This window comes from Corynebacterium oculi, from assembly GCF_001412105.1.
In the GTDB taxonomy this organism is placed as follows: domain Bacteria; phylum Actinomycetota; class Actinomycetes; order Mycobacteriales; family Mycobacteriaceae; genus Corynebacterium; species Corynebacterium oculi.
Genome location: NZ_LKST01000002.1, coordinates 678,116 through 700,728, shown reverse-complemented (window position 1 = coordinate 700,728; position 22,613 = coordinate 678,116). Strand labels below are relative to the sequence as shown.

23 protein-coding genes and 1 pseudogene are annotated in these 22,613 nt (G+C 66.1%); 7 read left to right on the top strand and 17 right to left on the bottom strand.

The window, feature by feature from the left end; translation table 11 throughout:
* From Cocul_RS07335 to Cocul_RS07315, 6 genes are read right to left on the bottom strand one after another with little or no spacing between them, the layout of a single operon-like run.
* Complete coding sequence (locus tag Cocul_RS07335) at nucleotides 1–321, bottom strand: antibiotic biosynthesis monooxygenase family protein (RefSeq protein WP_055122675.1); 321 nt, start codon at nucleotides 319–321, stop codon at nucleotides 1–3.
* 29 nt (nucleotides 322–350) lie between these two features.
* Nucleotides 351–683, bottom strand: coding sequence for a hypothetical protein (locus Cocul_RS07330; RefSeq protein WP_055122601.1), 333 nt, complete (start codon nucleotides 681–683; stop codon nucleotides 351–353).
* 6 nt (nucleotides 684–689) lie between these two features.
* Nucleotides 690–914 (bottom strand): DoxX family protein, encoded by a 225-nt coding sequence (locus Cocul_RS12855; protein ID WP_055122600.1) that lies wholly within the window; start codon nucleotides 912–914, stop codon nucleotides 690–692.
* Nucleotides 896–1,069 (bottom strand): hypothetical protein, encoded by a 174-nt coding sequence (locus Cocul_RS12850; protein WP_245622132.1) that lies wholly within the window; start codon nucleotides 1,067–1,069, stop codon nucleotides 896–898. The genes Cocul_RS12855 and Cocul_RS12850 overlap by 19 nt, the downstream gene beginning before the upstream one ends.
* A gap of 14 nt (nucleotides 1,070–1,083) precedes the next feature.
* Nucleotides 1,084–1,992: an oxygen-dependent tRNA uridine(34) hydroxylase TrhO gene (gene trhO / locus Cocul_RS07320; RefSeq protein ID WP_055122599.1), complete on the bottom strand. Its 909-nt coding sequence runs from the start codon at nucleotides 1,990–1,992 to the stop codon at nucleotides 1,084–1,086.
* 5 nt (nucleotides 1,993–1,997) lie between these two features.
* A complete protein-coding gene (locus Cocul_RS07315) occupies nucleotides 1,998–2,216 on the bottom strand; it encodes a hypothetical protein (protein ID WP_055122598.1) in 219 nt (72 codons plus the stop codon).
* 228 nt (nucleotides 2,217–2,444) lie between these two features.
* On the opposite strand from Cocul_RS07315, the pseudogene Cocul_RS07310 reads away from it, so the two are divergent.
* A pseudogene (locus Cocul_RS07310) lies at nucleotides 2,445–3,535 on the top strand (inositol-3-phosphate synthase).
* Here the strand turns inward: Cocul_RS07310 and Cocul_RS07305 are convergent.
* The 4 genes from Cocul_RS07305 to Cocul_RS07290 all read right to left on the bottom strand — a co-directional run bounded on the left by Cocul_RS07305 (nucleotide 3,536) and on the right by Cocul_RS07290 (nucleotide 9,240).
* Nucleotides 3,536–4,819, bottom strand: a complete 1,284-nt coding sequence (locus Cocul_RS07305) for an ABC transporter permease (protein ID WP_245622143.1) — start codon at nucleotides 4,817–4,819, stop codon at nucleotides 3,536–3,538.
* Between the two features lie 5 nt (nucleotides 4,820–4,824).
* A complete protein-coding gene (locus Cocul_RS07300; protein WP_055122596.1) occupies nucleotides 4,825–5,532 on the bottom strand; it encodes an ABC transporter ATP-binding protein in 708 nt (235 codons plus the stop codon).
* A gap of 124 nt (nucleotides 5,533–5,656) precedes the next feature.
* On the bottom strand, nucleotides 5,657–7,534 hold the full coding sequence (locus Cocul_RS07295) for an efflux RND transporter periplasmic adaptor subunit (protein ID WP_055122595.1): 1,878 nt from the start codon (nucleotides 7,532–7,534) through the stop codon (nucleotides 5,657–5,659).
* Nucleotides 7,535–7,740: 206 nt separating this feature from the next.
* Nucleotides 7,741–9,240, bottom strand: coding sequence for a DUF1846 domain-containing protein (locus tag Cocul_RS07290; RefSeq protein ID WP_055122594.1), 1,500 nt, complete (start codon nucleotides 9,238–9,240; stop codon nucleotides 7,741–7,743).
* 64 nt (nucleotides 9,241–9,304) lie between these two features.
* Between Cocul_RS07290 and Cocul_RS07285 the strand changes: the two genes are divergently transcribed.
* Nucleotides 9,305–10,117: an Fpg/Nei family DNA glycosylase gene (locus tag Cocul_RS07285; RefSeq protein ID WP_055122593.1), complete on the top strand. Its 813-nt coding sequence runs from the start codon at nucleotides 9,305–9,307 to the stop codon at nucleotides 10,115–10,117.
* Between the two features lie 40 nt (nucleotides 10,118–10,157).
* On the opposite strand, the gene Cocul_RS07280 is transcribed toward Cocul_RS07285, so the two are convergent.
* Complete coding sequence (locus Cocul_RS07280) at nucleotides 10,158–10,847, bottom strand: ABC transporter ATP-binding protein (protein WP_069723588.1); 690 nt, start codon at nucleotides 10,845–10,847, stop codon at nucleotides 10,158–10,160.
* 22 nt (nucleotides 10,848–10,869) lie between these two features.
* Nucleotides 10,870–11,922: an ABC transporter permease gene (locus tag Cocul_RS07275; protein ID WP_055122591.1), complete on the bottom strand. Its 1,053-nt coding sequence runs from the start codon at nucleotides 11,920–11,922 to the stop codon at nucleotides 10,870–10,872.
* A 144-nt stretch (nucleotides 11,923–12,066) separates the two neighbouring features.
* Between Cocul_RS07275 and Cocul_RS07270 the strand changes: the two genes are divergently transcribed.
* The 3 genes from Cocul_RS07270 to Cocul_RS07260 are packed head-to-tail and all read left to right on the top strand — an operon-like array spanning nucleotide 12,067 to nucleotide 14,341.
* Nucleotides 12,067–13,365 (top strand): sensor histidine kinase, encoded by a 1,299-nt coding sequence (locus tag Cocul_RS07270; protein WP_055122590.1) that lies wholly within the window; start codon nucleotides 12,067–12,069, stop codon nucleotides 13,363–13,365.
* A complete protein-coding gene (locus tag Cocul_RS07265; RefSeq protein WP_055122589.1) occupies nucleotides 13,362–13,967 on the top strand; it encodes a response regulator in 606 nt (201 codons plus the stop codon). The genes Cocul_RS07270 and Cocul_RS07265 overlap by 4 nt, the downstream gene beginning before the upstream one ends.
* A gap of 23 nt (nucleotides 13,968–13,990) precedes the next feature.
* The gene (locus tag Cocul_RS07260; protein WP_055122588.1) at nucleotides 13,991–14,341 is read left to right on the top strand and encodes a hypothetical protein; all 351 of its coding nucleotides are present in this window, start codon (nucleotides 13,991–13,993) and stop codon (nucleotides 14,339–14,341) included.
* Between the two features lie 21 nt (nucleotides 14,342–14,362).
* On the opposite strand, the gene Cocul_RS07255 is transcribed toward Cocul_RS07260, so the two are convergent.
* From Cocul_RS07255 to Cocul_RS07250, 3 genes are all read right to left on the bottom strand, one after another.
* Nucleotides 14,363–15,067, bottom strand: a complete 705-nt coding sequence (locus Cocul_RS07255; RefSeq protein ID WP_082422212.1) for a response regulator transcription factor — start codon at nucleotides 15,065–15,067, stop codon at nucleotides 14,363–14,365.
* The gene (locus tag Cocul_RS12350; protein ID WP_150114408.1) at nucleotides 15,055–15,261 is read right to left on the bottom strand and encodes a hypothetical protein; all 207 of its coding nucleotides are present in this window, start codon (nucleotides 15,259–15,261) and stop codon (nucleotides 15,055–15,057) included. The genes Cocul_RS07255 and Cocul_RS12350 overlap by 13 nt, the downstream gene beginning before the upstream one ends.
* A 163-nt stretch (nucleotides 15,262–15,424) precedes the next feature.
* Nucleotides 15,425–16,543, bottom strand: a complete 1,119-nt coding sequence (locus Cocul_RS07250; protein ID WP_150114407.1) for a sensor histidine kinase — start codon at nucleotides 16,541–16,543, stop codon at nucleotides 15,425–15,427.
* 461 nt (nucleotides 16,544–17,004) lie between these two features.
* Here Cocul_RS07250 and Cocul_RS07245 point away from each other — a divergent pair, with 461 nt between their 5' ends.
* Nucleotides 17,005–18,642, top strand: coding sequence for a bifunctional ADP-dependent NAD(P)H-hydrate dehydratase/NAD(P)H-hydrate epimerase (locus tag Cocul_RS07245; RefSeq protein ID WP_055122586.1), 1,638 nt, complete (start codon nucleotides 17,005–17,007; stop codon nucleotides 18,640–18,642).
* On the opposite strand, the gene Cocul_RS07240 is transcribed toward Cocul_RS07245, so the two are convergent.
* Nucleotides 18,612–19,070, bottom strand: a complete 459-nt coding sequence (locus Cocul_RS07240; RefSeq protein WP_055122585.1) for a VanZ family protein — start codon at nucleotides 19,068–19,070, stop codon at nucleotides 18,612–18,614. The genes Cocul_RS07245 and Cocul_RS07240 overlap by 31 nt on opposite strands.
* A 150-nt stretch (nucleotides 19,071–19,220) precedes the next feature.
* On the opposite strand from Cocul_RS07240, the gene Cocul_RS07235 reads away from it, so the two are divergent.
* Nucleotides 19,221–19,463: a hypothetical protein gene (locus Cocul_RS07235; RefSeq protein WP_055122584.1), complete on the top strand. Its 243-nt coding sequence runs from the start codon at nucleotides 19,221–19,223 to the stop codon at nucleotides 19,461–19,463.
* 242 nt (nucleotides 19,464–19,705) lie between these two features.
* On the opposite strand, the gene leuS is transcribed toward Cocul_RS07235, so the two are convergent.
* Nucleotides 19,706–22,576 (bottom strand): leucine--tRNA ligase, encoded by a 2,871-nt coding sequence (leuS, locus tag Cocul_RS07230; protein WP_055122583.1) that lies wholly within the window; start codon nucleotides 22,574–22,576, stop codon nucleotides 19,706–19,708.
* Between the last annotated feature and the right edge of the window lie 37 nt (nucleotides 22,577–22,613).

Below are 22,613 nucleotides of genomic sequence, written 5' to 3'. Positions count from 1 at the left end.
CTAGCCCTCCTCGCGGGAATCCAGCACCACCTCGAACTCCAGGAGTTCCGCCTTGGTGGCCGCCGGGCGCCGCTTCTCCTGCCCCTCGCCCTCCCCGTGGGCGGCCGCCGCGCGGTTATCGCGCCAGTCGGCATAGGAGGCCTCATCCTTCCACCAGGTGACCACAAAGTAGCGCTCCTCCCCGGCGGTGGGGCGAAGCAGCTGGAAACCCTCGAAGCCGGGAGCCTTATCCACGGCGTGCTTGCGGGCGGCAAAGTGCTCCTCCAGCGTCTCTGCGGACTCGGCGGGAACGGTCAGGGCGTTGATCTTCACGATGCTCATGCCGCCCAGCATAGACCTCCCGAGGGCGCTTAGGGCGTGGTTTCCTGCGTTTTTTGCCTATCCAGCCACGTGCCCAATAAGAGGAGAGCAAACATCATGAGCGGCCAGCTCCACTGACCAAAGTTCCGTAATGCTGCTGGGTCAGTGACCAGGGTAAAGAGCAACCTCAGCGCAAGGCTCTCCCCGTAGAGCACACAGAAATAGGGCCAGATCCCCCACCCCCGGAAAAGATACGCGGACACCGGAAGCACAAGGGTGAGGGGGATAAACCACGCCGCCCCCTGCTGCACCGCGCCGAAAGACAACGAGACCGCAAAGAGCCCGGTGATCAATAACCCCACTGCCACGCGCCTGCGCTGCATACTAAATTACTTCTTCTTCCTCACTAGGTTGTCCACGGCCAGCGCACCCGGCCCCACGAACACCAGGATAAACAGCGCCCAACACAGCAACGCGCTGGCCACACCGCCGTTATTCAGCGGGGTGAGCCCGTCTGGCTGGTGCATCCAGAAGTACGCCACCGCCATGCTACCCGAGGAGAAGAACGCCGCCGTGCGGGTGAACAGACCCAGGATCACCAGGAGGCCGCCCACCAGGTGGGGAAGGCAAAGAGTTCGGGCGCCTCAAACTCCCCGGCCACCGGCCAGTCGAAGAAGCGAGAGCTGCCGTAGAAGAAAAAGATCAGGCCAATGGCAATGCGATACAACGCGAGGGCGCCGGGCGTGGCGCGTTCCAATAAGTTCTGCACGCAGCAAGCATAGCCTAACTACCCTGCGCACACTCTTTTCGTCCACAATACCGGATGGTCTCGCCGCCGTCCTCCCCGTTCCAACACGAATCACAGATGAGCACCTGGCGGCGGCACGTTTCCTCGTTCGCGCAATTGCGGAAGGAGGTGGTGTGCTCCCCGCAATGCACGCAGCGGCCCAGGCGCGCGGGATCGATGCCAAAGTTCATGGTCATTCTTCGATCAAAAACATACAGGGAGCCCTCCCACAGCCCCTTGTTCCCGTAGGCCTCGCCGTAGCGGACGATCCCGCCGTCGATCTGGTACACCTCCTTGAAGCCCCGGTTGCGCATGAGCGCGGAGAGCACCTCGCAGCGAATCCCGCCCGTGCAGTAGGTGACCACGGGGCGATCCTTCAGGGCGTCATACTTGCCGGACTCTAATTCCGCGATGAAGTCATGGGTGGTGCGCACGTCCGGCACCACGGCGTTTTTGAACCTGCCGATCTGCGCCTCCATCGCGTTGCGGCCGTCAAAGAACACCACCTCCTCGCCCCGGTTTTCCACCAGCTCGTTGACCTCGTGCGGCTTAAGGTGCACCCCGCCGCCGATCACGCCGCGTTCATCCACGCGCAGTTCCTCCGGCGCGCCAAAGGCCACGATCTCCTCCCGGGCCTTGACCGAGAGGCGCGGAAAATCCTCCGCACCGCCCTCCGACCACTTAAACTCCATGCCCTTGAAGCCGGGGTACTCGCGGGTCTTTTTGATGTAGCGCTTGCAGGCGGTGATCTCCCCGCCCACGGTGCCGTTGATGCCGTGCCGAGATACCAGGATCCGCCCGCGCAGCCCCAGGGACTCGCACAGATCGCGCTGCCAGAGGCGCACGGCCTCCGGGTCCGCGATGGGCGTGAACTTGTAATACAGAAGGATTTTCCCGAGCGACACGGCCCTTAGTGTACGCCGCGCCCACCGCCGGACTCATCGCCAGGCTCCCGACGCCCCGGGCGTCGGGATTGTTTCCGCCGCGCGCGCTGCGAGGGCGTGGGGATCGCCCCCACCACCGCTCCGCCGAGGGTGTAGATCACCAGCTCTTTCCAGCTGAAATGAATATCCTCCACCCGCACCGTGGAGCCGATGGTGGAACTAATATCAATGTTAAAGAGCGCCATGAGGCAATAGATTGCGGCACCGATGGCGGCAAACGCGGGGATTGATATTAATTTTCTTCTCATTTCTCATCACCACCCCGAAGAATACCCCCATCCGGGGGCCACCATCCTACACCCTTGAACGATTCACCTGCTCTTTTCACCCGCAAACGCCCGCCCCGCACTCCACGCGGGCCTACGCTGCCCCACAGGCATGTCCGCACATCACCCAAAGAAGAAAGGTTCCTCATGGGAAATAAGAAAATCCGCGTGGCCATCGCCGGGGTGGGCAACTGCGCCACCTCGCTGATTCAGGGCGTGGAGTATTACCGCGATACCCCCGCCAGCGAGCGCGTTCCCGGCCTCATGCACGTGCAGTTCGGTGACTACCACGTGGGCGATATTGAGTTCGTGGCGGCCTTTGACGTGGACGCCGCCAAGGTGGGCCACGATCTTTCCGCCGCCACGCGGGCCTCCCGGAATTGCACCATCACCATCGCGGAGGTGCCCGAGCTGGGCGTGACGGTGCAGCGCGGCCCCACCCTCGACGGTCTGGGCACCCACTACCGCGAGGCGATCGCGGAGTCGGAGGCGGAGCCGGTGGACGTCGCTAGTGCTCTGCGAGAGGCCAAAGCGGACGTTCTGGTGTCCTTCCTCCCCGTGGGCTCGGAGGCGGCGGATAAGGCCTATGCGCAGGCCGCCCTGGACGCCGGGTGGCCTTTGTCAACGCCCTGCCGGTGTTCATCGCCTCCGATCCCGAGTGGGCGGAGAAGTTCCGGGCGGCGGGATTGCCGATCATCGGTGACGATGTGAAGTCCCAGGTGGGGGCCACCATCACGCACCGGGTGCTGGCGCGGCTCTTTGAGGAGCGCGGCGTGCGCCTGGATCGCACCATGCAGCTCAACGTGGGCGGCAACATGGACTTTAAGAACATGCTGGACCGCGAGCGCCTGGAATCCAAGAAGATCTCCAAGACCCAGGCGGTGACCTCGAACCTGAACGACGGCCCCCTGGCCGGGAAGGTCAGCGACCGCAACGTGCACATCGGTCCCTCCGACTACGTGGAGTGGCTGGACGATCGCAAGTGGGCCTACGTGCGCCTGGAGGGCACCGCCTTTGGCGGGGTGCCGCTGAACCTGGAATACAAGCTGGAGGTGTGGGACTCCCCGAACTCCGCGGGCATCATCATCGACGCCCTCCGCGCCGCCAAGATCGCCCTGGATAGGGGAGTGGGCGGGCCGATCATGCCCGCCTCCTCCTACCTCATGAAGTCACCGCCGGAGCAGCTTCCCGACGACCTCGCGCGCGAACGCCTCGAAGCGTTCATCGCGCGGGGCTAGCTACTCGTACCTCAGCGCCTCGATGGGGTTGAGCTTGGCGGCCTTGTTGGCCGGGTAGTAGCCGAAGAACATGCCGATGCCGATGGAGAAGAGCAGGGCGATGAGCACGCCGCTGAGCGGGGGCAGCACCACGGCGCCCACGAAGGAGGCGATCGCCATGCCGGCCGCGGCGCCGAGCACCACGCCGATGAGCCCGCCGAGCAGGCAGACGATCATGGCCTCCACGATGAACTGAAGGCGAATGTCGCGGCGTCGGGCGCCCAGGGCCTTGCGCACGCCGATCTCGCGGGTGCGCTCGGTGACGGTGACCAGCATGATGTTCATCACGCCGATGCCGCCCACCAGCAGGGAGATACCGCCGATGGCGGAGACCGCCAGGGACATGGAGTTAATCACGGAATTGACCTCCTCCACCTGGTTCTGGAAGTCCGAGACCCGCACCATGTAGTCCTCGTTGCTGGCGTAGATCTGGTCAAAGTAGGACTGCACATCCGCCATCGCCTGATCCCGATCCGCGTCCGAGGAAAGACGCACGCTGATCTGGCTCAGCGGGGAGGAATAGGAGGTGACGTCCTTTTCCACGGAGTAGGGGATATACGCGGTGGGCATGGTGAAGTTACCGCCGAAGAACCCGCCGCTGGTATCGCCCTTATACACGCCCACCACGGTGAACAGCGTTTCCTCCTCGCCCACCATCAGGGAGACCTCGGAGCCCAGCGCCTGGGCGGCGTCACCCATGAAGAGGGTGCTCACGGCCTCGGGGCCGATCACCACGACCTTGCGGGAGTTTTCCAGGTCGGCGTCGGTAATGCCGCGCCCGTACTCCACCTCCACGCCGGTCATGCGCAGGTAATCCTCGTTCACCCCGCTGATCTGGATGGAGGCGCTGGACGTGTCGTTGACGACGTTGCCGGACTGGCCACCCATGTCCCCGATGCCCACGCCGTCGATGGCGTCGCCCATGCGTTCCTTGAGGCCCTTAATCATGTCCAGGGTGAGGGCGTCCTCCTCGTCGGAGACCGAACCACCGTAGTAGTACACCTCCTCGCCCTCGGCGCCGGGGAACAGCGGCTGCTCGTCCTCGTCGGGGATTTCCTGCACGGAGACCTGGAGGTCGCTGGCGCCCAGGCGGGAAAGCCCCTCGGTGGTCTCGCTCTTCATGGCCGCGCCGATGGTCTGAATGGTAATCACCGAGGCGATGCCGATGATGATGCCCAGGAGCGTGAGCAGGGAGCGCAGCTTGTTCGTGCGCATGCTGCCCAGGGCTAGGCGGATAGCTTCCATAGTGCTCACAGGTAACCCCCTGAGTTAATCTCCACGCGGCCGTCCACCAGGGTGATGATGCGATCCGTTTCCCGCGCGAGGTCTGGGTTGTGCGTAATAAAGACGATGGAGCGGCCCATCTCCTTGTGCAGGCTGTGGAAAAGATCCATGACCATGCGGCCGGTGGCGCTATCGAGGGCACCCGTGGGTTCGTCGGCAAGCAAAATCTCGGGATCGTTGGCCAGGGCCCGAGCGATGGCCACGCGCTGCTTCTGGCCGCCGGAGAGCTCGGCGGGCTGGTGATTCATGCGATCCCCCATGCCCACCATGCCCAGGAGTTCCTTGGCCCGGGCTGTGCGCTCGCGGGGCGCAACCCCCGCGTACATCATGGGCATCTCCACGTTGCGCAGGGCGCTGATCCGGCTCACCAGATTGAAGTTCTGGAACACAAAGCCAATGGTCTGGGCGCGGGTGCGGGCCAGGGAATTATCGTCCGAGTCCAGCACGTTGGTGCCGCCCAGCCAGTACCCGCCCAAGGTGGGGCGATCCAGCAGGCCGATGATGTTCATCAGCGTGGACTTGCCGGAGCCGGAGGAACCCACCACGGAAAGAAACTCTCCGCGGCGCACCGAAAGATCAATGCCGTGGAGCACCGTCAGTTCATTCGGGGAGCCCTGATTAAAGGTTTTCACGATCGAGCGTAACTCGATCAGGCTGCGCTGCTGTTCTGCCATGAGGGTGCTTTTCCTGTCCTCCGCTTTTCTTCCTACTGCCCTAAACCAACCCAACCCCGCCGCCCCCTCCCGCGCCGGTGCGTAATGTTCCGGGCGCGGGGACGGAGGCGACGGGGCATGAAAGTTACTCGACGAAGGCGGCCCCGGTGGAGACGGTCACCTTCTTGCCCTCAAGATCCTGGTAGTTGAACGGTTGCAGGATCACCTGGTCGGAGGCCTTGAGGTCCCCGCCGGTGACGGCGACGAGGTAGCCGTCCGTCTCGCCGGTCTGCACCTCGCGCTCCACCACGCGGGAATCGCGGGAAACCACCAGCACCACTTCATTCCCGTTATCGGAGGGGTACACCGCCTCGGCGGGCACCGTCATGGTGTCCTTGGCGATCTCCTGGAGGATCTTGGCGCGGGCGGAAGCACCCATGCGCAGGCCCTCGGTATCGCCGGTCACGGCGATCTCCACGGGGAAGGTCACCTTGGCGCCGGAGGCGGGAGAGCCGGAGGAGCTGGAGGCATCCTCCTGCACGGTGCCGTTGCCGGCCACGGGGGACACGGAGACGACCTCGCCGGTGAACTCCTGCTCTCCGGTCGCGGGCGTGGTGAAGGTCACCGGGGAGCCCTCGGCCACCTTGTCGATGTCCGTCTCCTTGACCTCGCCGCGCAGCTTGAAGGCGGAGTCATCGGCCACGGTGAGCATGGCGCCCTCGGCGGTCTGCCCCTCCTTGGCCTTGATGTCCGTGACCACGCCGGCGATGCTGGCCTTCACGGAGGCGTCGTCGATCTGCTCGCGCAGCTTATCCACGGCCTTCTCGGCCTCCTTGTCCGCGTCATCCGCGCTCTTGCGGGTATCGCGCACCACCTTGGCCTGGGCGTCCACATCCTTCTGGGTCACGCCGGTGTCCACCACGTTGGCCTCGGCCAGGGCCTGCTGAAGGGCCTCGGGCTCGATCTCCGGGTTGGATCGGGCCTGATCCAGGGTGTATTCGGTGCCGCCGTAGATGATGGTGGCGTTGCCGCGCGCGGCCTCGGCCTTGAAGCGCTCGTATTCCTTCTCGGCGGCGGCCACGGCGGCGTCGCCCTCCTTGCGCACCGCGTCGGCGTGCTTCTCGGCCTCGGCCAGCTGCTCGTCGAGATCCTCGGTGTTGAGCGTGGCCACCACCTGATCGGGCTCCACGCGATCGCCCACGGCCACCTCGATCTTCTCCACCTTGGCGGCGGCCGGGGCGGAGATGGTCTCCGTCTTATCCGGCTCGATGGTGCCGGACACGGCGATGCGGTTGACGATGCCGTCGGTGGACACCGGCTGCACGTCGGCGGCGGTGAGCTCGGAATCATTGGAGGAATCCCCGGCGCCAAAGACCGAGCGGCACCCCACGAAGATCAGGAGCAGCAGCAACAGCAGGGCCAGGAGCGTCAGTAGGGTGCGGCGGCGCTTCTTCTTGCGTTCCTCTTCCTCCTCGGCGTTTTCCCGGATGGCCTCCGGGTCCTCCTCGCCCTCCTCGGTGGAGTCCTCCTCGGAGGGGTCCTCGGCATCGCCCAGGGCCACGGAGTCCTCTGGGATGCCCCAGGAGGCGCTTTCCTGTTCCTGCTCGCCCATCGCCGTGGTGCTCAGGCTGGTGGCGCCGAAGCCCACCTTGTCCTCATCATTGACGTCCGCCGCCGAGAATCCCGAGGCGCCCGCCCTGGTGCTGCCGGCGGCGATCTCCGTCTGCGAGGCATAAGAGGAATCGGAATCGGGATTCTGGTAATCCCGCGCCGCCGCGGCCTCCGCAGCGGCCGCCTCCGCGTCTCCCTCGGCGGCATCGGAGTGCGCCTGGGCCGAGGTCTGGCCGGAGGCCTGCGCGGAACCGGCCGCGCTGGCCGATCCGCTTACCCCGGGGTTCTCCCCCGATTGCCCCGCCTGCTCGGCGTTCCTCGTCTTATTGTCACCTCCGCCTCGGGAAGGCAGGGGTACCTCGTTGTAGAGGGAACCTTCTATGAGCTTCGGTGGATCATTCTCGGTGTTCACGCGCGTTTTTCCCGGTTCCTCGCCCACGCGTAGTGGCACGGCTTAGCACGCCATGCCGAGGGCCGGAACCAGGTTCTCCTTTCACCAGGTTAAGAGGTGCTCCACAGTTTGTTGTTACTGAGGTTATCGCATACTTCCCTCCGCCGGTGGAGAAACACCCCCGCCCTCCCCACGGAAATATCTTTGTCCGTCTTCTCCCGCGCACCTTAACGCTTGCGATAGAGCGCCCGGCGCTGATACTTCGGCTCGGAGGTGACCAAAACCCCCAGGTTACGGAAGATTCCCTCGTCCACCGAGCCCAGAATGGTGGTGGTGTGACAATCGCTACCTTTAAGGTTCTTCAACTCCGCCAAAGCCCGGCGCGCCTCGGCGGAACGCGCGGCGGAAACGGAGAGGGCAATGAGCACCTCGTCTGTGTGCAGGCGGGGATTGCGGGAACCAAGGTGCTGGGTTTTCAGGGTTTGAATCGGCTCGATGGAGTCCGGGGACAGCAGATTCACAGATTTCTCGATCCCCGCCAGATGCTTGAGGGCGTTGAGCACCATCGCCGACGAGCATCCCAGCAGGTCGGAGGTCTTGCCGGTGATGATGGTGCCATCGGCAAGCTCCATCGCGGACGCCGGCTGCCCGGTGGCCTCCTCCACCGCCAGGGCCGGGGCCACCACGCGGCGATCGGCCGCGCTCACCCCGGCCTTGCTCATCACCATAGCCACCCGCTCGGAGAGCAGCGGGTCCCGCTCCTCGCGCCGCTCCTCCACCAGGGCCTTGTAATAGCGGCGGATGATCTCCTGGTTGGCGGCCTCGCGGCAGGCGGCGTCATCGCTGATGGCATAGCCCGCCATGTTCACGCCCATGTCCGTGGCGGACTGGTACGGGGAATCCCCGGCGATGAGTTCCAGCATGGACTTCAGCAGAGGGAACACCTCGACGTCGCGGTTATAGCTGGTCACCTGCTTGCCGTAGGCGGAGAGGTGGAAGGGGTCGATGACGTTGATGTCATCGAGGTCCACCGTGGCGGCCTCGTAGGCCAGGTTCACCGGGTGTTCCAGGGGGAGGTTCCAGATGGGGAAGGTCTCAAACTTGGCGTATCCGGCGTGCACGCCGCGCTTGTACTCGTGATACACCTGGCTCAGGCAGGTGGCCAGCTTCCCGGAGCCCGGGCCGGGCGCGGTGACCACCACGAGGTCGCGGGAGGTCTGGGCGTACTCGTTGCGGCCAAAACCCTCCTCGCTGATGATCCGGGCGGTGTCCGTGGGATAGCCGGGGATCACGCGGTGGCGCGCCACGGAAAGACCCAGTTTTTCCAGGCGGGCGATGAAGTCCAGGGCCAGAGAGTTGTCCTCCTCCAGCTGGGTCATCACCACGTTGTGCACCAGGAAGCCGCGCTCGCGGAACACGTCGATGAGGCGCAGCGCGTCCTCCTCGTAGGGGATGCCGAGGTCCGCGCGCACCTTTTGGCGTTGCAGGTCCTTGGCGTTGACGCACACCACGATCTCCACCTCCTCGCGGATGTGCTCCAGCATGGCGATCTTGTTATCCGGGGTGAAGCCGGGCAGCACCCGGGAGGCGTGGAGGTCGTCGAAAAGCTTGCCGCCCATCTCCAGGTAGAGCTTGCCGCCGATCTCGGCGCGGCGCGCGCTGATGTGCTCGGACTGCATCTGAATGTACTTTTCCCGATCGAAGCCCCGCTTGCGGCCCTGGCTCATGCTTTCCCCTTCCGGTCATCCTCGCTCAACCGCCTCAGCATACCGCCGCCCTATACTGTTCCTCATGCCGGAAGGTCACGTCATTCATGGGCTCGCTCACCGCCTGAACACCGAGTTCGGCGGGAAGCGGGTGGAGGTTTCCTCTCCCCAGGGGCGCTTTGCGCGTGAGGCAGCGCTGCTCGACGGCAGCACCCTAGAACGCGCAGAGGCCTGGGGCAAGCACCTCTTTATCACCTTCGACGCGCCCCACCCCGAGCACGTGGTGTACATCCACCTAGGGCTCATCGGGAAGCTGGCGGTGCACCCGCACGCCGCGCCGGTGGGTCAGGTGCGGCTGCGCATCACCGACGAGCGCGTGGCCGCCGACCTCCACGGCCCCCAGTGGTGCCGCCTCATCACCGAGGAAGAATGCGGCGCGGCCGTCGCCAAGCAGGGGGCCGATCCCCTGCGGGCCGATGCCGACCCCCAGCCGGTACTGGATACCGTGCTGCGCTCGCGGCGCTCCATCGGCTCCCTGCTGATGGATCAGCACCTCTTCGCCGGGGTGGGCAACATCTACCGGGCCGAAACCCTCTTTAGGCTGGGTATCTCCCCCTTTACCCCGGGGCGCGACCTCGACCCGGAGACGGCGCGAGAGACATGGGCCGACCTGGTGGGCCTCATGCGGGTGGGGGTGGAGCGCGGACGCATCGACACCGTGCGCGAGGAACACACCCCGGAGGCGATGGGCCGCCCACCCCGCAAGGACGATCACGGCGGGGAGGTGTACGTGTACCGCCGGGAGGGGCAGCCCTGCTACGTGTGCGGCACGCCGGTGCGCGTGCAGGTGATGGAGGGGCGCAATCTCTTCTGGTGCCCCACCTGCCAGCCGGAATAAGCACAGCATAGGGGCGGGTGGGTGCGGCAACCCGCCCTAGCTAACCCACCTCCGCATCGAAGTAGCGCGCCGCGCCGTCGCGCAACTCCAGCGCCGCATCGGCCACGTCCAGCTGGGAGCGATCGTGCGTGACCATCACGGTGGCCACCCGGCGGGCATAGGTAATCTCGCGCAGCAGCGTCACGATCTCCCGGGAAAGTTCCCGATCCAGCGCGGAGGTGGGCTCGTCGGCCAGGATCACCGCCGGATCGCCCATGAGCGCCCGGGCGATGTTCACGCGCTGGCGCTGCCCACCGGAAAGTTCCTGCACCCGCCGGTGCCCCAGCCCGCCCAGGCCCACCTCCTCCAGGAGGGAATCGGCGCGCTTCTGCACCCCGTGAGTCAGGCGGCGGCCCCGCAGGTGATCGGCCATGAGCACCTGCTCGCGCACCGTGAGGGAGGCCAGCAGGTTGGGGTTCTGGAAGATCAACCCGATGTGCTCGCGGCGGATCGTGCTGCGCTGCGCCTCGGTGGCCCCGTGCATCGCCTGCTCCGCGATGGTCACCGTGCCCGAGGTGGGCACGATCAGCCCCGCCAGCACGGAGAGCAGCGTGGACTTGCCCGAGCCGGATTCCCCCACCACGGCGGTGAGGTGGCCGGCGGGCACGCTCATGCTCACCTCGCTCAGGGCCGTGACGGTACCGGCGCCATCGGGAAAAACACAGCTCACGCGGTCAAGAATGATGGTCATCATGGGCTCCTTATCTCTTGATCTAGTTATTCAGGGCCAGTTGCGGATCAATGGTGGAGACCTTGCGCGTGGCCAGCCAGGCCCCCAGCAGGCCCAGGGCCAGCACCCCCGCCGTGGGCAGCACCACCGTGGCTACGCTGAGGTCAAAGGGCACCGCCCGGCGCGCCAGCAGGCCCAGGGCCGTGGCCGCCCCCGCGCCGATCACCGCGCCCGCGCCCAGGATCAGCGCCGCCTGGCCGAGACTGTCGCGCAGCACGTAGCTTTTCGACGCCCCCAGCGCCCGCAGCACCGCAATATCGCGGGTGCGCTGGATCGTCCACACGCTTAAGAAAGCCACGATGACCAGCGCAGAGATGCCGTAGAGCAGGCCCTGGATGGAGAGCAGGGAGCCGCGCTCGGACTGATAGGCCCCCAGCCCGGCGAAGGATTCCGTGACGCTCACCGCCGCCGAGCCGGTGGCCCGCTCGGTATCCTCCCAGGCATCCTGGGGATCGCCGTCCACCATGAGCACGGTGGGGGTGGGGGAGTGGGCCACCTCCTTCCAGGTGCTCATGCTCACCCACACCACGGGCAGGTGGCTGTAGTATTCCTCGGCCACGGTGCCCGCCACGGGTACCTCCACCCCGCTCATGGTGAGGGCGGAGGGGGCGTCGATAGTCTCCGGCAGTAGCGCGCCCTCGGCGGGAATTCTTCCCCCGCCGGGCACCTCGCTGCCCTCGGGCAGCCCCAGTACCGCCACGGCGGCGGTCTCGGTGCCCGCCTGGGCGCTGGTCTGGGTGATACCCAGGGGGGTCACCTCCGTCACGCCGGGGGTGCGGCGCCAGGCGCTCACCGTCTCCTCCGGTACGCGGGACTCCACAAAGTCCACCTTCGGGGTATCCCCCGGCGCGGCCTGCTCCCGGCTAAACACGTACCGCTGCGGGCCTAGGGCCTCCAGCGCGGAGGTATTCTGCTTGCCCAGCCCGCCGGTGAGGCCGGTGAGCATAACCAGGAGCAACACGATGAGCGCCACCACAAAGCCCAGGAGGCTAAACCGCCCCCAGGAGCGGCGAATATCCCGCAGCGCAAGAAACATGGGTGTTCATCCTTTCTTCGTGATCGTGCGGATATTCCCATGCTGCGCCGCGCACCCCGGCCGGCACATCGGCTAGCGGCCAGATTCCGGCATCGGCCATATGGCCGATGCCGGACCCACCCCCGGGCCCCTAGGCTGGCGGCCGTGTCTGATTCCTCCACCCTGGATCGCATCCTGGAGGCCCTGCGGGTGGGCCTGCACGTGCTCTTCGCCTTCCTGCTCCTCTTCGGGGCGGCGGCCACCCTCGGCGGGCTGAAAGGGCTGAGTCTCTCCACCGGGCGCGGCGGGGTGCTGCTCATGCTGGCGCTCTGCGGCACCCTGGCCGCCACCTACCTCGCGGGCACCGTCTGGGAAAACCGCTTCGCCCAGCGCCGCACCCCGCGTGATCCCGCCCCCTACCGCCTGCCGTGGCTGGGGCTCGTGCTCGCCCAATGGCTCGGCCTGCTGCTGCTCAGCCACCACTTCCTCTGGCTGCTCTTCCCCCTCGCCTTCCTCATCTGGCACCTCGTGCCCACCGACGCCTGGGGAGTCACCGTCACCTTGCTCGCCTGGGCCCTGGGGGCGGCCCTCCCCCTCGCCCTGCCCAGGGTGGGCGGGCCGCTCTTGAGCACCGCGCCGGGGTGGGGGCTCGGCGGGGTGCTCGGCCCCTTCCTCGGCGTGGCCTTCGCCTCCGCCTGCTACTTCGCCTACCGCGCCCTGCACCGGGAGGCCGCGCACCACCGCCGGGTGGCCGAGGAGCTCGCGGCCACCCAAGAACAACTCCTCTTCACCGAGAACCAGGCCGGCCGCCTCGCGGAGCGCGAGCGCCTCAGCCGCGAGATCCACGACACCCTCGCCCAGGGCTTCAACTCCATCTTGCTCTTCTCCCGCGCCTGCGAGAAGAACCTGCGGGGGATTCTTCCATCCGGCGCTATCCCCAGCCCCAGCCCCACTGCCGCCACCGCCCTCGATACCACCCTGGATACCGCCCTGCACCAACTGCGCACCATCGAATCCGTGGCCGCAGAAAACCTCACCGAGGCCCGGCAACTCATCGCCGGGGAAGCACCACCCACCCGCAACCTCTCCCAGGCGCTCACCGACCTCGGGGCGCGCATCACCCACCGCCACGGCCTGCCCGTGGAGGTCATCGCGCCCGAACAGGCCCCCCAAGCCCTACCCGTGAACATCGCCTCCGCGCTGCTGCGCGTGGCCCAGGAGGCGCTGACCAACACCGTGCGCCACGCCCACGCCTCCCGCGCCCGGCTCACCCTGAGCGCCTGGGACAAGGACATCACCCTGGACGTCTTTGACGACGGCTCCGGCTTCGACCCCGCCGCCGCCCACGGCTACGGCCTGCCCGGCATCCGCTCCCGGCTCCGCGAGATCGGCGGTCACCTCACCATCGACTCCTCCCCGCACGGCACCGTGGTCACCGCACGAGTACCGTGGAGGCAATCATGATACGGGTCATGCTTATCGACGATCACCCGGTGGTGCGCGCCGGGCTGCGCGCCATCCTGGACAGCTTCGAGGACATCACCGTGGTGGCCGAGGGCTCCCGCGGGCCCCGCCCCGCCGACGTGCCCGAGGACGCGAACGTGGTGGTCATGGACATCCAGATGCCCGGCGTGGACGGCATCCAGGCCACCCGCACCCTGCGCGAGGCGGGTGGGCCTCCCGTGTTGATCCTGACCACCTATGACGCCCAGGCGGATATCGTGGCCGCCCTGTCCGCCGGGGCGCTGGGCTACCTGCTCAAGGACGCCCCCGAGGAGGAACTCCACCGCGCCGTGGTAGCCACCGCCCAGGGCAGGCGCACCCTTTCCCCCGAGGTGGCCGCCGCCCTGGCCGAGCGCGTGGGCAAACCACACGAGGCGCTCTCCGCCAGGGAGACGGAGATCCTGCGCGCCCTGGCCACCGGGGCCACCAATCAACAATTAGCCCGCTCGCTTTTTATCTCCCTGGGCACGGTAAAAACGCACCTGCTGCACATTTATCAGAAACTCGGGGTGGATAACCGCACGGCGGCCATTGCTAAGGCGAGGGAAGAGCGGCTGATCTAAGTTTTACGGAATGAAAGGGCAGAATGCTTAACCGCCAGAACTATCGCTACGCGGATGCCTTCGGAGCCGGGGCTTTAATCTTCGCCTCCTCGATGATCCAGGATCACGGGTGGCAAGACTTCCTGCACGATCCCTGGTACCCCTTCACGTATGGCGCGTGGTTCCTCATCGCCCTCTTCTTCTCCCTGCGCCGGGCGGGCCGCGAGGCCAAAGAGGGGCACCCACCCCGGCCGCTTACCCGCGTGCTCGCCTATTACGCGGCGGCGCTCCTCGTTTTCCTCGCGCTGCCGGGCACGGCCGGGCGGCTCGTCCTCGCCGCCCTCTCCCTGGGGAACTTCTTCAACCCCCCGGTTCCCCTGCCCCAGCGGGCGTAGGGGAACCGGGGCACGTGTCTTTTAAGAGGAGGGGTGCTGGCCCCAGTGGGTGCGCATGGCCGCCACCACCAGGCTCAGGCGGGAATTCACGCCAAAGTGGTTGATGAGCTGGGAGACGTGCTTTTTCACCGTGGATTCCGCGTACGTTGTCCTGGCCGCGATCTCGGCGTTGGAGAGGCCATCGCACAGCAGGGAGAGAACCCGCTGCTCGCCGGGGGAGAGCACGATCTCCTCCTTTTTCTCCTGAGCGTTATGCTGCGCCAATTCCCGGGCCGGAATGTAATCCACCAGGCGGGAAAGGCACTGCGGCGAGACGGAGGTGCCGCCATTCATGGCGTCGCGCACGGAGGAGATGATCTCCTGCGGGCGCGCGGACTTGATGATGTACCCCGCCGCGCCCGCGGTGAGGGTCTTGAGCATGGTCTCATCGGTGTCAAAGCCCGTCATGGCCACGAACACGGGGGGATCGGGGAGTTTACGGGTCTCCTGGAGCAGGGCGATGCCGTCCATTTCCGGCATGTGAATATCCGTGAGCACGAGGTCAATCTCGTAATCGCTCAGGGCCTTGAGCGCCGATACCCCGTTGGCGGCCTCCGCCACCACGTGAATGTCCGCGGTGGTGTTGAAATAGGTGCGCAGAGAGGAGAGCACCAACGGGTCATCGTCCACTAAAAGCAGGCGGATATTTCCGCCGCGTTCCGTAAAAAAGGGACTCACGAGCACCACGGGAGAGTCGGGTTCTTACGGCAACTAAATATCGACGCCGCGGAATCCTTGGTCGCGTGGGCCGCCAGAGCGGTGGGGGCACCCTTCTGCGCAGTGGGAGCCTGAGCGGCCTGGGCCACCGGGGATACCGCCAGCAGGCCAGCGGTGGCAGCCACGGCACAGGCCGCGCCGCGCAAACGATGAGATCGGTTCATGGGGACTGCACCAGCCTTTCTAGGCATGAATTATTGTTTTTGGTCAGGGCCATATTATATGATCCTCGCTTCCCGCGCGGAAGTTGGAGAGAACTTTGAGAGACAAAGGTCACGAACACCGCGAAAAAGTGCGGGAAGGCGTTCCGGGCCGGCCCGGAACTCCCTAGAGCTTGATGGAGAGGGTCCAGGTCTTTCCGTCGCTATGGCTAAAAAGCTTCGCCCCCATGCTCGCGGCGGAGCGCCGCATCATTCGCATGCCCAGGCCCGAGGACAACACCGAGGAGGATAGCCTGCCCCGGCGCTCTTTCTCCCCGGCGATCTCGTTGCGCAGGATGATGTGCAGGCGATCGCCATCGCCGGCCAGGTGCAGCTGCACCTCGGAGCCGGGGGTGGCGTACTTAATGACGTTCGTGGCCCCCTCCATGAGCACCTTGTGCAGGATCTCCAGGGTGGGATTGGTGATCTGCACGTCCTCGCTCTCATCCACCACCGTCACCCTCAGGTGATGATCGCGCATCTTGGTGGTGGCCTCCTTGACCGTCTCCACCAGGGTGGGGGCCGAGGGCTTTTCCTGCCTGTCCTGGGGGGCGTTGAGCAGGCTCAGCAGGGAGCGCACCTGGGACATGGTGATCCGGGCGTCCTCCGCGATACCGGATAGCTCCCCGTGCAGGGTGCTGCCCTCCTCTTCCTGCATGGCGAGCACCTCGGAGCGCATGACGATGGAGGTCAGGGAGGCCGCCACGGAGTCGTGCAGGGTGCTGGCCAATTCCTCGCGGCGCTTGCGGTACTCGTCGCGCCACTGCTCGGCCAGCTCGATCTTCTGGCGCACCTTGCGGCCCAGCGTCCACCCCGCGAAGGCCGTTACCGCCATGAAGCCCTCCCAGATGAGCACGGCGGAGAAATCGGCCTCAATAGTCTTGGAGTTGCGATCAATCAGCCCGAGTACCCCCACCGCAGCGCCGGTGAGCAGCACCAACCGCAGCCTGCCGTGGTATCCCACCAGAGCCATGACCACGGCGCAGAGAAAGACGTTGGACGGCAAAAAGAGGTGGGAAAAGAAGATGGTGAGTGTGAAGCTCAGGACGAAGGCGAGGCTGCCCAGGAGAGGGTAGCGCACGATCAGCGCCACGGTGGTGGTGAGGATCGCCGCCCACAGGGCGCTTTCCCCGTTGATCTCCTCGGGATCGCTGATCCACAGAGAAAAGACCACCCAGCCCATCGCGCAAAGCACCACCCAGCCCTCGCGCGGAACGCGGCGCATCCTTTGGGTTAGCTTTTCCATCACCACATCACTCTCGCTTTTCGCCGTTTCCACGAGGTACTAGCAGAGGCACTAGCAGGTGGTTGAGCATAGTCGAAGGGGCGGCGATCTGGATATGAGGAACGGCGGCACGAATCACAGGGAGACGTAGAAAACTCCGGCCTCGATGCCCGTTTCCCTGCACCGCGACCGGAGTTTTCTACACTGCACGACCCTGTTGGACGCACTCACTGTGGTTTCCCGTTCGATCAAGTTCCGAGAACCTCTCCGGCGGCTCCCGTTGTTTGACCTAAGCACAGGGTAACCTTAGATAGCCTCCCGTATCAACCCTTTGGTGGAAAATAATCCGTGCCGTCTGCATATCCGCAGGTCACCCGCGTGAAGCTCAGGAAAGGTTACCCTCATATGGGGGTAGGCTTACCTAAATACCCCCTGCCGCCGAGGGGTCGCGGGGCGTCGCAAGCCGGGTAATATCCCCCACTATGAGCCGCCTATACCCGGTAGAGTGCGTCCGCCGCGCCGAAGCCACGCTTCTGGCCACCGAAAGCGAGCCCGATCAGCTCATGCGCGAGGCCGCGCGGCACGTAGCCACCACGGCCGCCGCCATGCTCGCCACGTCCAACCCCGACGCTTCCCCGCGCCGCGCGCTGCTGCTCGTGGGCACGGGAGGCAACGGGGGAGACGCCCTCTACGCGGGTGCCACGCTCCTCGCCCAGGGGGTAAAGGTGGAGGCGCTAGCCCTGGGGGAGCGCACTCATGAGCGCGCCACCAGGGCGTTCCAACAAGCCGGGGGAACCTTCCTCACCCAGGAACCCGCGCGCGTGGGGGAGGAACTGCCCTGGGCATACCACCTGGTCATCGACGGCATAGCGGGCCTGAGCGGCCGCGCGGGGCTTGGGGACACCGCCGCCCTGCTGGCCGACGATCTCCTCCACTCTGGGGTACCCGTGCTGGCCATCGACGCCCCCTCTGGCCTACCCGCCGACACCGGCCGCGCCCCGGAGCCGCGCCCCCTGCGCACCGACTCCGGGCCCCGCACCGTGGCGGGATTCATCACCGCCCACGTCACCCTCACCTTCGGCGGATTGCGCGGGGTACACGCCGCACACGCCGCCTGCGGCCAGGTGCTCTGCGCGGATCTCTCCCTGGGGAGCGGGCCCAGCCTGAGCGAGGCCCTAGAGGCCGAGGCGACCACGGCGCCTTTCCTCTACCGCTCGGTGCCCCCGGCCCGCCTGCTCGATCCCGCACCGGGAATCATTCACCCCCTGCGGCCCATTCCGCTCATCGCCGGGGAACTGGAGCCCTCCGGCACGGACGATAAATACAGCTCCGGGGTGGTGGGAATCCTTGCCGGCGGGAGCGCCTACCTGGGGGCCGGCCTGCTCACCACCAGCGCCGCCGTGCGGGCCACCCCCTCGATGGTGCGTTACGCGGGCGGCGAGCACCGCAGGGTGGTTTCTGCGCTCCCAGAGGTGGTGGGCACCGCCAGCCTCGCGGAGGCCGGTCGGGTGCAGGCCTGGGTGGTTGGCTCCGGGCGCGGTACCGGGGAGGAGGCCGCGGCGGAGTTGGCCACCATCCTGCGCCGCCCCGAACCGGTGCTTTGCGACGCCGACGCCCTCACCCTCCTGGCCCAGAGCGCGGAGCTGCGGGAATTACTCCGGGCAAGAACCCCCGGAAGCACCGTGCTCACCCCGCACGCGGGGGAGTTCGCCCGCCTGCGCGAGGGCATGGGGCTGAGCCACAGTACCGAGCCTCCGTGGGTTCAGGCTCAGGAAATGGCCCGGGAACTCGGCGTGGTGGTGGTGCTCAAGGGGCGATTCACCAGCGTCGCGCGCGATAGTGTGAGCATCATCATTGATACGGGCCATTCCTGGTCTGCCACACCCGGATCGGGAGATGTGCTCTCGGGATTGCTGGGGGCGTGGCTGGCCCGACTGCCGGAGAGGACACACGAGGCCGCCGTGATCGCCGTTCACCTGCACGCCGTGGCGGCGAGGATCGCCGCCGAAACGCCCGAGGGCCCGGCTCCCACCTCCGCCTCCCGAATCGCGGAGGCAATCTCGCGGGCCACGGCCCGGGAACTGCGCGCCTACCGGGCCGCGCGCGGCCCCTGGCGGTAGATCAACGCATAGATCGCCGCGCCCAGCAGCGCCCCGAGGGTATTGCACAGGAGGTCGTCTACGTCGCTATACCCCACGGCGGCGATGTACTGGGTGGCCTCGATGGCCAGGCTCGTCAGCAACCCAACAACCCCGGCCCACCAGAGGGGACGGCGGCCGCGCCGGTATCGCGCCACGAGCGCCCCCAGCGGAATGAACAAAAGAACGTTGCCCACCGTGTTGAGCCAGGGCGCCCACCACACGGAGGGAGAGGCAAAGCCATCAAAAAGCACGAAGTCCAGGCTGCGCTGTTGCTGCGCCTCCACATCCCACACCGCGTCAATGCTCAGCCACCCCTTGAGCAGGGTGGCGGCGAGGAGGACGAGCACGTACAGCGCGCAGAAAACGCCATACATTCCCCGGCGCAGGGGAACGGGGGAAGAAAGCATGACCGCCACGGTAGGGGAGGGGACTGTGCCCGACCTGTGTATCGCCCATGTTTCACGTGAAACATCAGAGGAATCTACCTTTGTACCTTTAAGCCGCCATCGAGCATTTTCCTCCGGTTCCGCCAAGGAGATTCCATTACCATTGCCTCCATGAATGCCACGCAGGAAGAGAAGAGCGAATCCCCCTCGCCCGCTTCTCACCTGGGGACTTTCTATTCCTACCGTCCCACCACCGCCAAACGCATCATGTCCGGCGTGAGCCTGGGAATATCCGGGCTCTTTCTCTTCGCCGCGTTCCACGGGCTCCGCGTGTACGAGGGAGACGACGCCCTATGGAACCTTTCCGGGGGAATTCTCTACGCCCTCGCCACGGGCCTACCCGGGGGATATTGACTGGGGCACACCCTCCGCGACGTCCAGCGGATTAACCGCTGGGCCACCACGCAGGAGGCCTATAGCACCAACTGGCAGTGGCTGGCCGAGAATGAGGCACACAGCCCCGCCCAGGAACTCCCGCACCTCCCCGCGCTGCCCAAGCGCCACTGGTGGGCGGTGTGGGTGGCGGCGGTGGTGCTCTTCTTCCTCGCCGCCGCCCTGGGCAATAACATGTCGGTGGCTTAAGAGCCCGTAGCCCCCTACTTCACCACCAGGTTCACCATGCGGCCGGGCACCACGATGGTCTTGACCACGCTCTTGCCCGCCACATGCTCGGCCACCTTGGGGTCGGCCAAGGCGGCGTCGATAAGCGCCTGCTGCTCGGCCTCTGCGGGGACGGTGATCCGGCCCCGCACCTTGCCGTTGACCTGCACGGGAAGCTCCACCTCGTCATCCACCAGCCATCTTTCCTCATGAGTGGGGAAGGGCACGAAGGCGATGGTGCCATCGTGGCCCAAACGGGCCCACAACTCCTCCGCGATGTGCGGGGCCACGGGGGAGAGCATGACGGGCAGCGGCTCCACCAGTTCACGGGGCACCCCGGCGGGGTACGCCTTGGTGAGGTAATTGACGTACTCGATGAGCTTGGCCACCACCGTGTTGTTGTGGAGGTTCGCGTAATCCTCGCGCACCCCGGCGATCGTGCGGTGCAGGGCCTTGAGGTCGTCCTCGGTGGGTGCGGCCGCCGAGACCGTGAGCTCGCCGGTCTCCTCCGCCACCACCAGGCGCCACAGGCGCTGGAGGAAACGGTGCGCACCCACCACGTCCTTGGTGGCCCAGGGGCGCGAGGTGTCCAGGGGGCCCATCGACATCTCGTACACGCGCAGGGTGTCCGCGCCGAAATCGCGGCAAATATCGTCGGGAGCCACGGCGTTCTTCAGGGACTTGCCCATCTTGCCGTACTCGCGGTTCACCTTCTCGCCCTGGTAGAAGAACTCCCCCTCGCGCTCCTCCACCTCCGCCGCCGGGACGTACACTCCCCGAGAGTCGGTGTAGGCGTAGGCCTGAATATATCCCTGGTTGAACAGTCGGCGATACGGCTCCGAGGAGGTGACGTAGCCGAGGTCAAAGAGCACCTTGTGCCAAAAACGCGAGTACAACAGGTGCAGCACCGCGTGCTCCACCCCGCCCACGTAGAGATCCACGCCGCCGGGGTCCTGCGGGCCGTGCTGCTCGGGGCGGGGGCCGGTCCAGTAACGCTCGTTCTCAATGTCGCAGAACTCCTGCTCATTGGTGGGATCAATGTAGCGCAGCTGGTACCAGGAGGAGCCCGCCCACTGGGGCATGACGTTGGTGTCCCGGTAATAGGTCTGGGGGCCCTCGCCGAGGTCGAGTTCCACCTCCACCCACTCGCGCACCTTGGCTAGCGGCGGGTGCGGCTCGGAATCGGCATCGTTCGGGTCAGCCGCCTCCGGCTTATAATCCTCCACCTCCGGCAGATCCACCGGCAGCATGGACTCCGGCAGGGCGTGCGCCACCCCCTCGGCGTCATAGACGATGGGGAAGGGCTCACCCCAGTAGCGCTGCCGGGCAAAGAGCCAATCGCGCAACTTGTACTGGATCGTGCCCCGGCCCGCGCCGCGCTCCTCCAGCCAGGCGATGGCCCGGGCGATGCCCGTCGCCTTGTCCGTACCGTTGAGATCAAGCCCCTCATCATTGGCGGAGTTGACGTGCGTGCCGTCGCCCTCGTAGGCCTCCTCGCTGACCTTCCCGCCCTCGATGACCTCGCGGATCGGCAACCCAAAGGCCTGGGCGAACTCGTAATCTCGGGGATCGTGCGCGGGCACGGCCATGATCGCCCCCGTGCCATAACCCGTGAGCACGTAATCCGCGATGAAGATGGGCACCCGCTGCCCGTTGACGGGATTGGTGCCATAGGCCCCCAGGAACACGCCCGTCTTATCCTTGTTCTCCTGGCGTTCCAGGTCAGACTTGGCCGCAATATCCGCGCGATACGCCGCCACCGCCTCCCGCGGGGTCGGCTGACCATACGCCCAGCGCTCGTCCACCCCCTCGTAGGTGCCGGTGCCCCCGGCCACCAGGGTATCCACCAGCTCGTGCTCCGGGGCCAGCACCATGTAGGTGGCCCCAAAGAGGGTATCGGGGCGGGTGGTAAACACCGTGAGATCGTGCCCCTGCGCGGAGAAAACCACCTCCGCGCCGCGCGAGCGGCCGATCCAGTTGCGCTGCATGGTCTTGACCTTCTCCGGCCAGTCCACGCGCTCCAGATCATCGTTGAGCCGATCCGCATAGGCGGTGATGCGCATCATCCACTGGGAAAGGCGCTTGCGGAACACCGGGAAATTACCCCGCTCCGAACGCCCGTCCGCCGTGACCTCCTCATTAGCCAAAACGGTGCCCAAGCCCGGGCACCAATTCACCATAGAAGAGGAGCGATACACCAGGCGGAACTCATCAATCACCTTTTGCTTTTCCAGCGGCGATAATTCCGCATAAGTGCCCTGGTATCCCTCCGGCAACGGCATGTCACCGCTTTCCAGCAGGGCCACCAATTCCTCAATGCGGCGGGCCTTACCCTGGCGGGAATCAAACCAGGAATTATAGATCTGCAAGAAAATCCACTGCGTCCACCGATAAAACTCCGGGTCCGTGGTGGCCACGCTGCGGCGGCGATCATGCCCCAGGCCCAGCGCCCCGAGCTGGCGCTTCATGTTCTCGATATTGGCCATCGTGGTGGTGCGCGGGTGCGTGCCCGTCTGAATGGCGTACTGCTCGGCGGGCAGACCAAAGGCATCATAACCCAGGGTATGCAGCACATTCTTGCCCAGAGAACGGTGGAATCGGGCATAGACGTCCGTGGCGATGTACCCCAGGGGGTGCCCCACGTGCAGGCCCGCCCCGGAGGGATAAGGGAACATGTCCTGCACAAAGAGCTTATCCTCCGGCAGGGGTTCGGCCCCCTCCTTCGCGGCTAGGTCGCCCACTGGATTGGGCGCGTTAAACGTGCCGTTTTCCGCCCAGTAGCGCTGCCACGATTGCTCGATCTGCGCGGCCAAATCCGCGGTATAACGGTGCGGCGGGGTAGCGGGGGTATCGCTGGGATTCGTCATGGTTGAACAGTGTAGTAGGTGGGTAGGACGCCGCGCG

Bases quoted from the DNA above. Each gene is read 5' to 3' on its own strand.
- Cocul_RS12350 (WP_150114408.1), bottom strand. From the start codon at position 15,261: ATGAACCGATCTCATCGTTTGCGCGGCGCGGCCTGTGCCGTGGCTGCC.
- Cocul_RS07335 (WP_055122675.1), bottom strand. From the start codon at position 321: ATGAGCATCGTGAAGATCAACGCCCTGACCGTTCCCGCCGAGTCCGCA.
- Cocul_RS07260 (WP_055122588.1), top strand. From the start codon at position 13,991: ATGCTTAACCGCCAGAACTATCGCTACGCGGATGCCTTCGGAGCCGGG.
- Cocul_RS07275 (WP_055122591.1), bottom strand. From the start codon at position 11,922: ATGTTTCTTGCGCTGCGGGATATTCGCCGCTCCTGGGGGCGGTTTAGC.
- Cocul_RS07330 (WP_055122601.1), bottom strand. From the start codon at position 683: ATGCAGCGCAGGCGCGTGGCAGTGGGGTTATTGATCACCGGGCTCTTT.
- Cocul_RS07245 (WP_055122586.1), top strand. From the start codon at position 17,005: ATGAGCCGCCTATACCCGGTAGAGTGCGTCCGCCGCGCCGAAGCCACG.
- Cocul_RS07300 (WP_055122596.1), bottom strand. From the start codon at position 5,532: ATGGCAGAACAGCAGCGCAGCCTGATCGAGTTACGCTCGATCGTGAAA.
- Cocul_RS07250 (WP_150114407.1), bottom strand. From the start codon at position 16,543: ATGGAAAAGCTAACCCAAAGGATGCGCCGCGTTCCGCGCGAGGGCTGG.
- Cocul_RS07315 (WP_055122598.1), bottom strand. From the start codon at position 2,216: ATGGCGCTCTTTAACATTGATATTAGTTCCACCATCGGCTCCACGGTG.
- Cocul_RS07280 (WP_069723588.1), bottom strand. From the start codon at position 10,847: ATGACCATCATTCTTGACCGCGTGAGCTGTGTTTTTCCCGATGGCGCC.
- Cocul_RS07305 (WP_245622143.1), bottom strand. From the start codon at position 4,819: ATGGAAGCTATCCGCCTAGCCCTGGGCAGCATGCGCACGAACAAGCTG.
- Cocul_RS07290 (WP_055122594.1), bottom strand. From the start codon at position 9,240: ATGAGCCAGGGCCGCAAGCGGGGCTTCGATCGGGAAAAGTACATTCAG.
- Cocul_RS07240 (WP_055122585.1), bottom strand. From the start codon at position 19,070: ATGCTTTCTTCCCCCGTTCCCCTGCGCCGGGGAATGTATGGCGTTTTC.
- leuS (WP_055122583.1), bottom strand. From the start codon at position 22,576: ATGACGAATCCCAGCGATACCCCCGCTACCCCGCCGCACCGTTATACC.
- Cocul_RS07285 (WP_055122593.1), top strand. From the start codon at position 9,305: ATGCCGGAAGGTCACGTCATTCATGGGCTCGCTCACCGCCTGAACACC.
- Cocul_RS07265 (WP_055122589.1), top strand. From the start codon at position 13,362: ATGATACGGGTCATGCTTATCGACGATCACCCGGTGGTGCGCGCCGGG.
- Cocul_RS07235 (WP_055122584.1), top strand. From the start codon at position 19,221: ATGAATGCCACGCAGGAAGAGAAGAGCGAATCCCCCTCGCCCGCTTCT.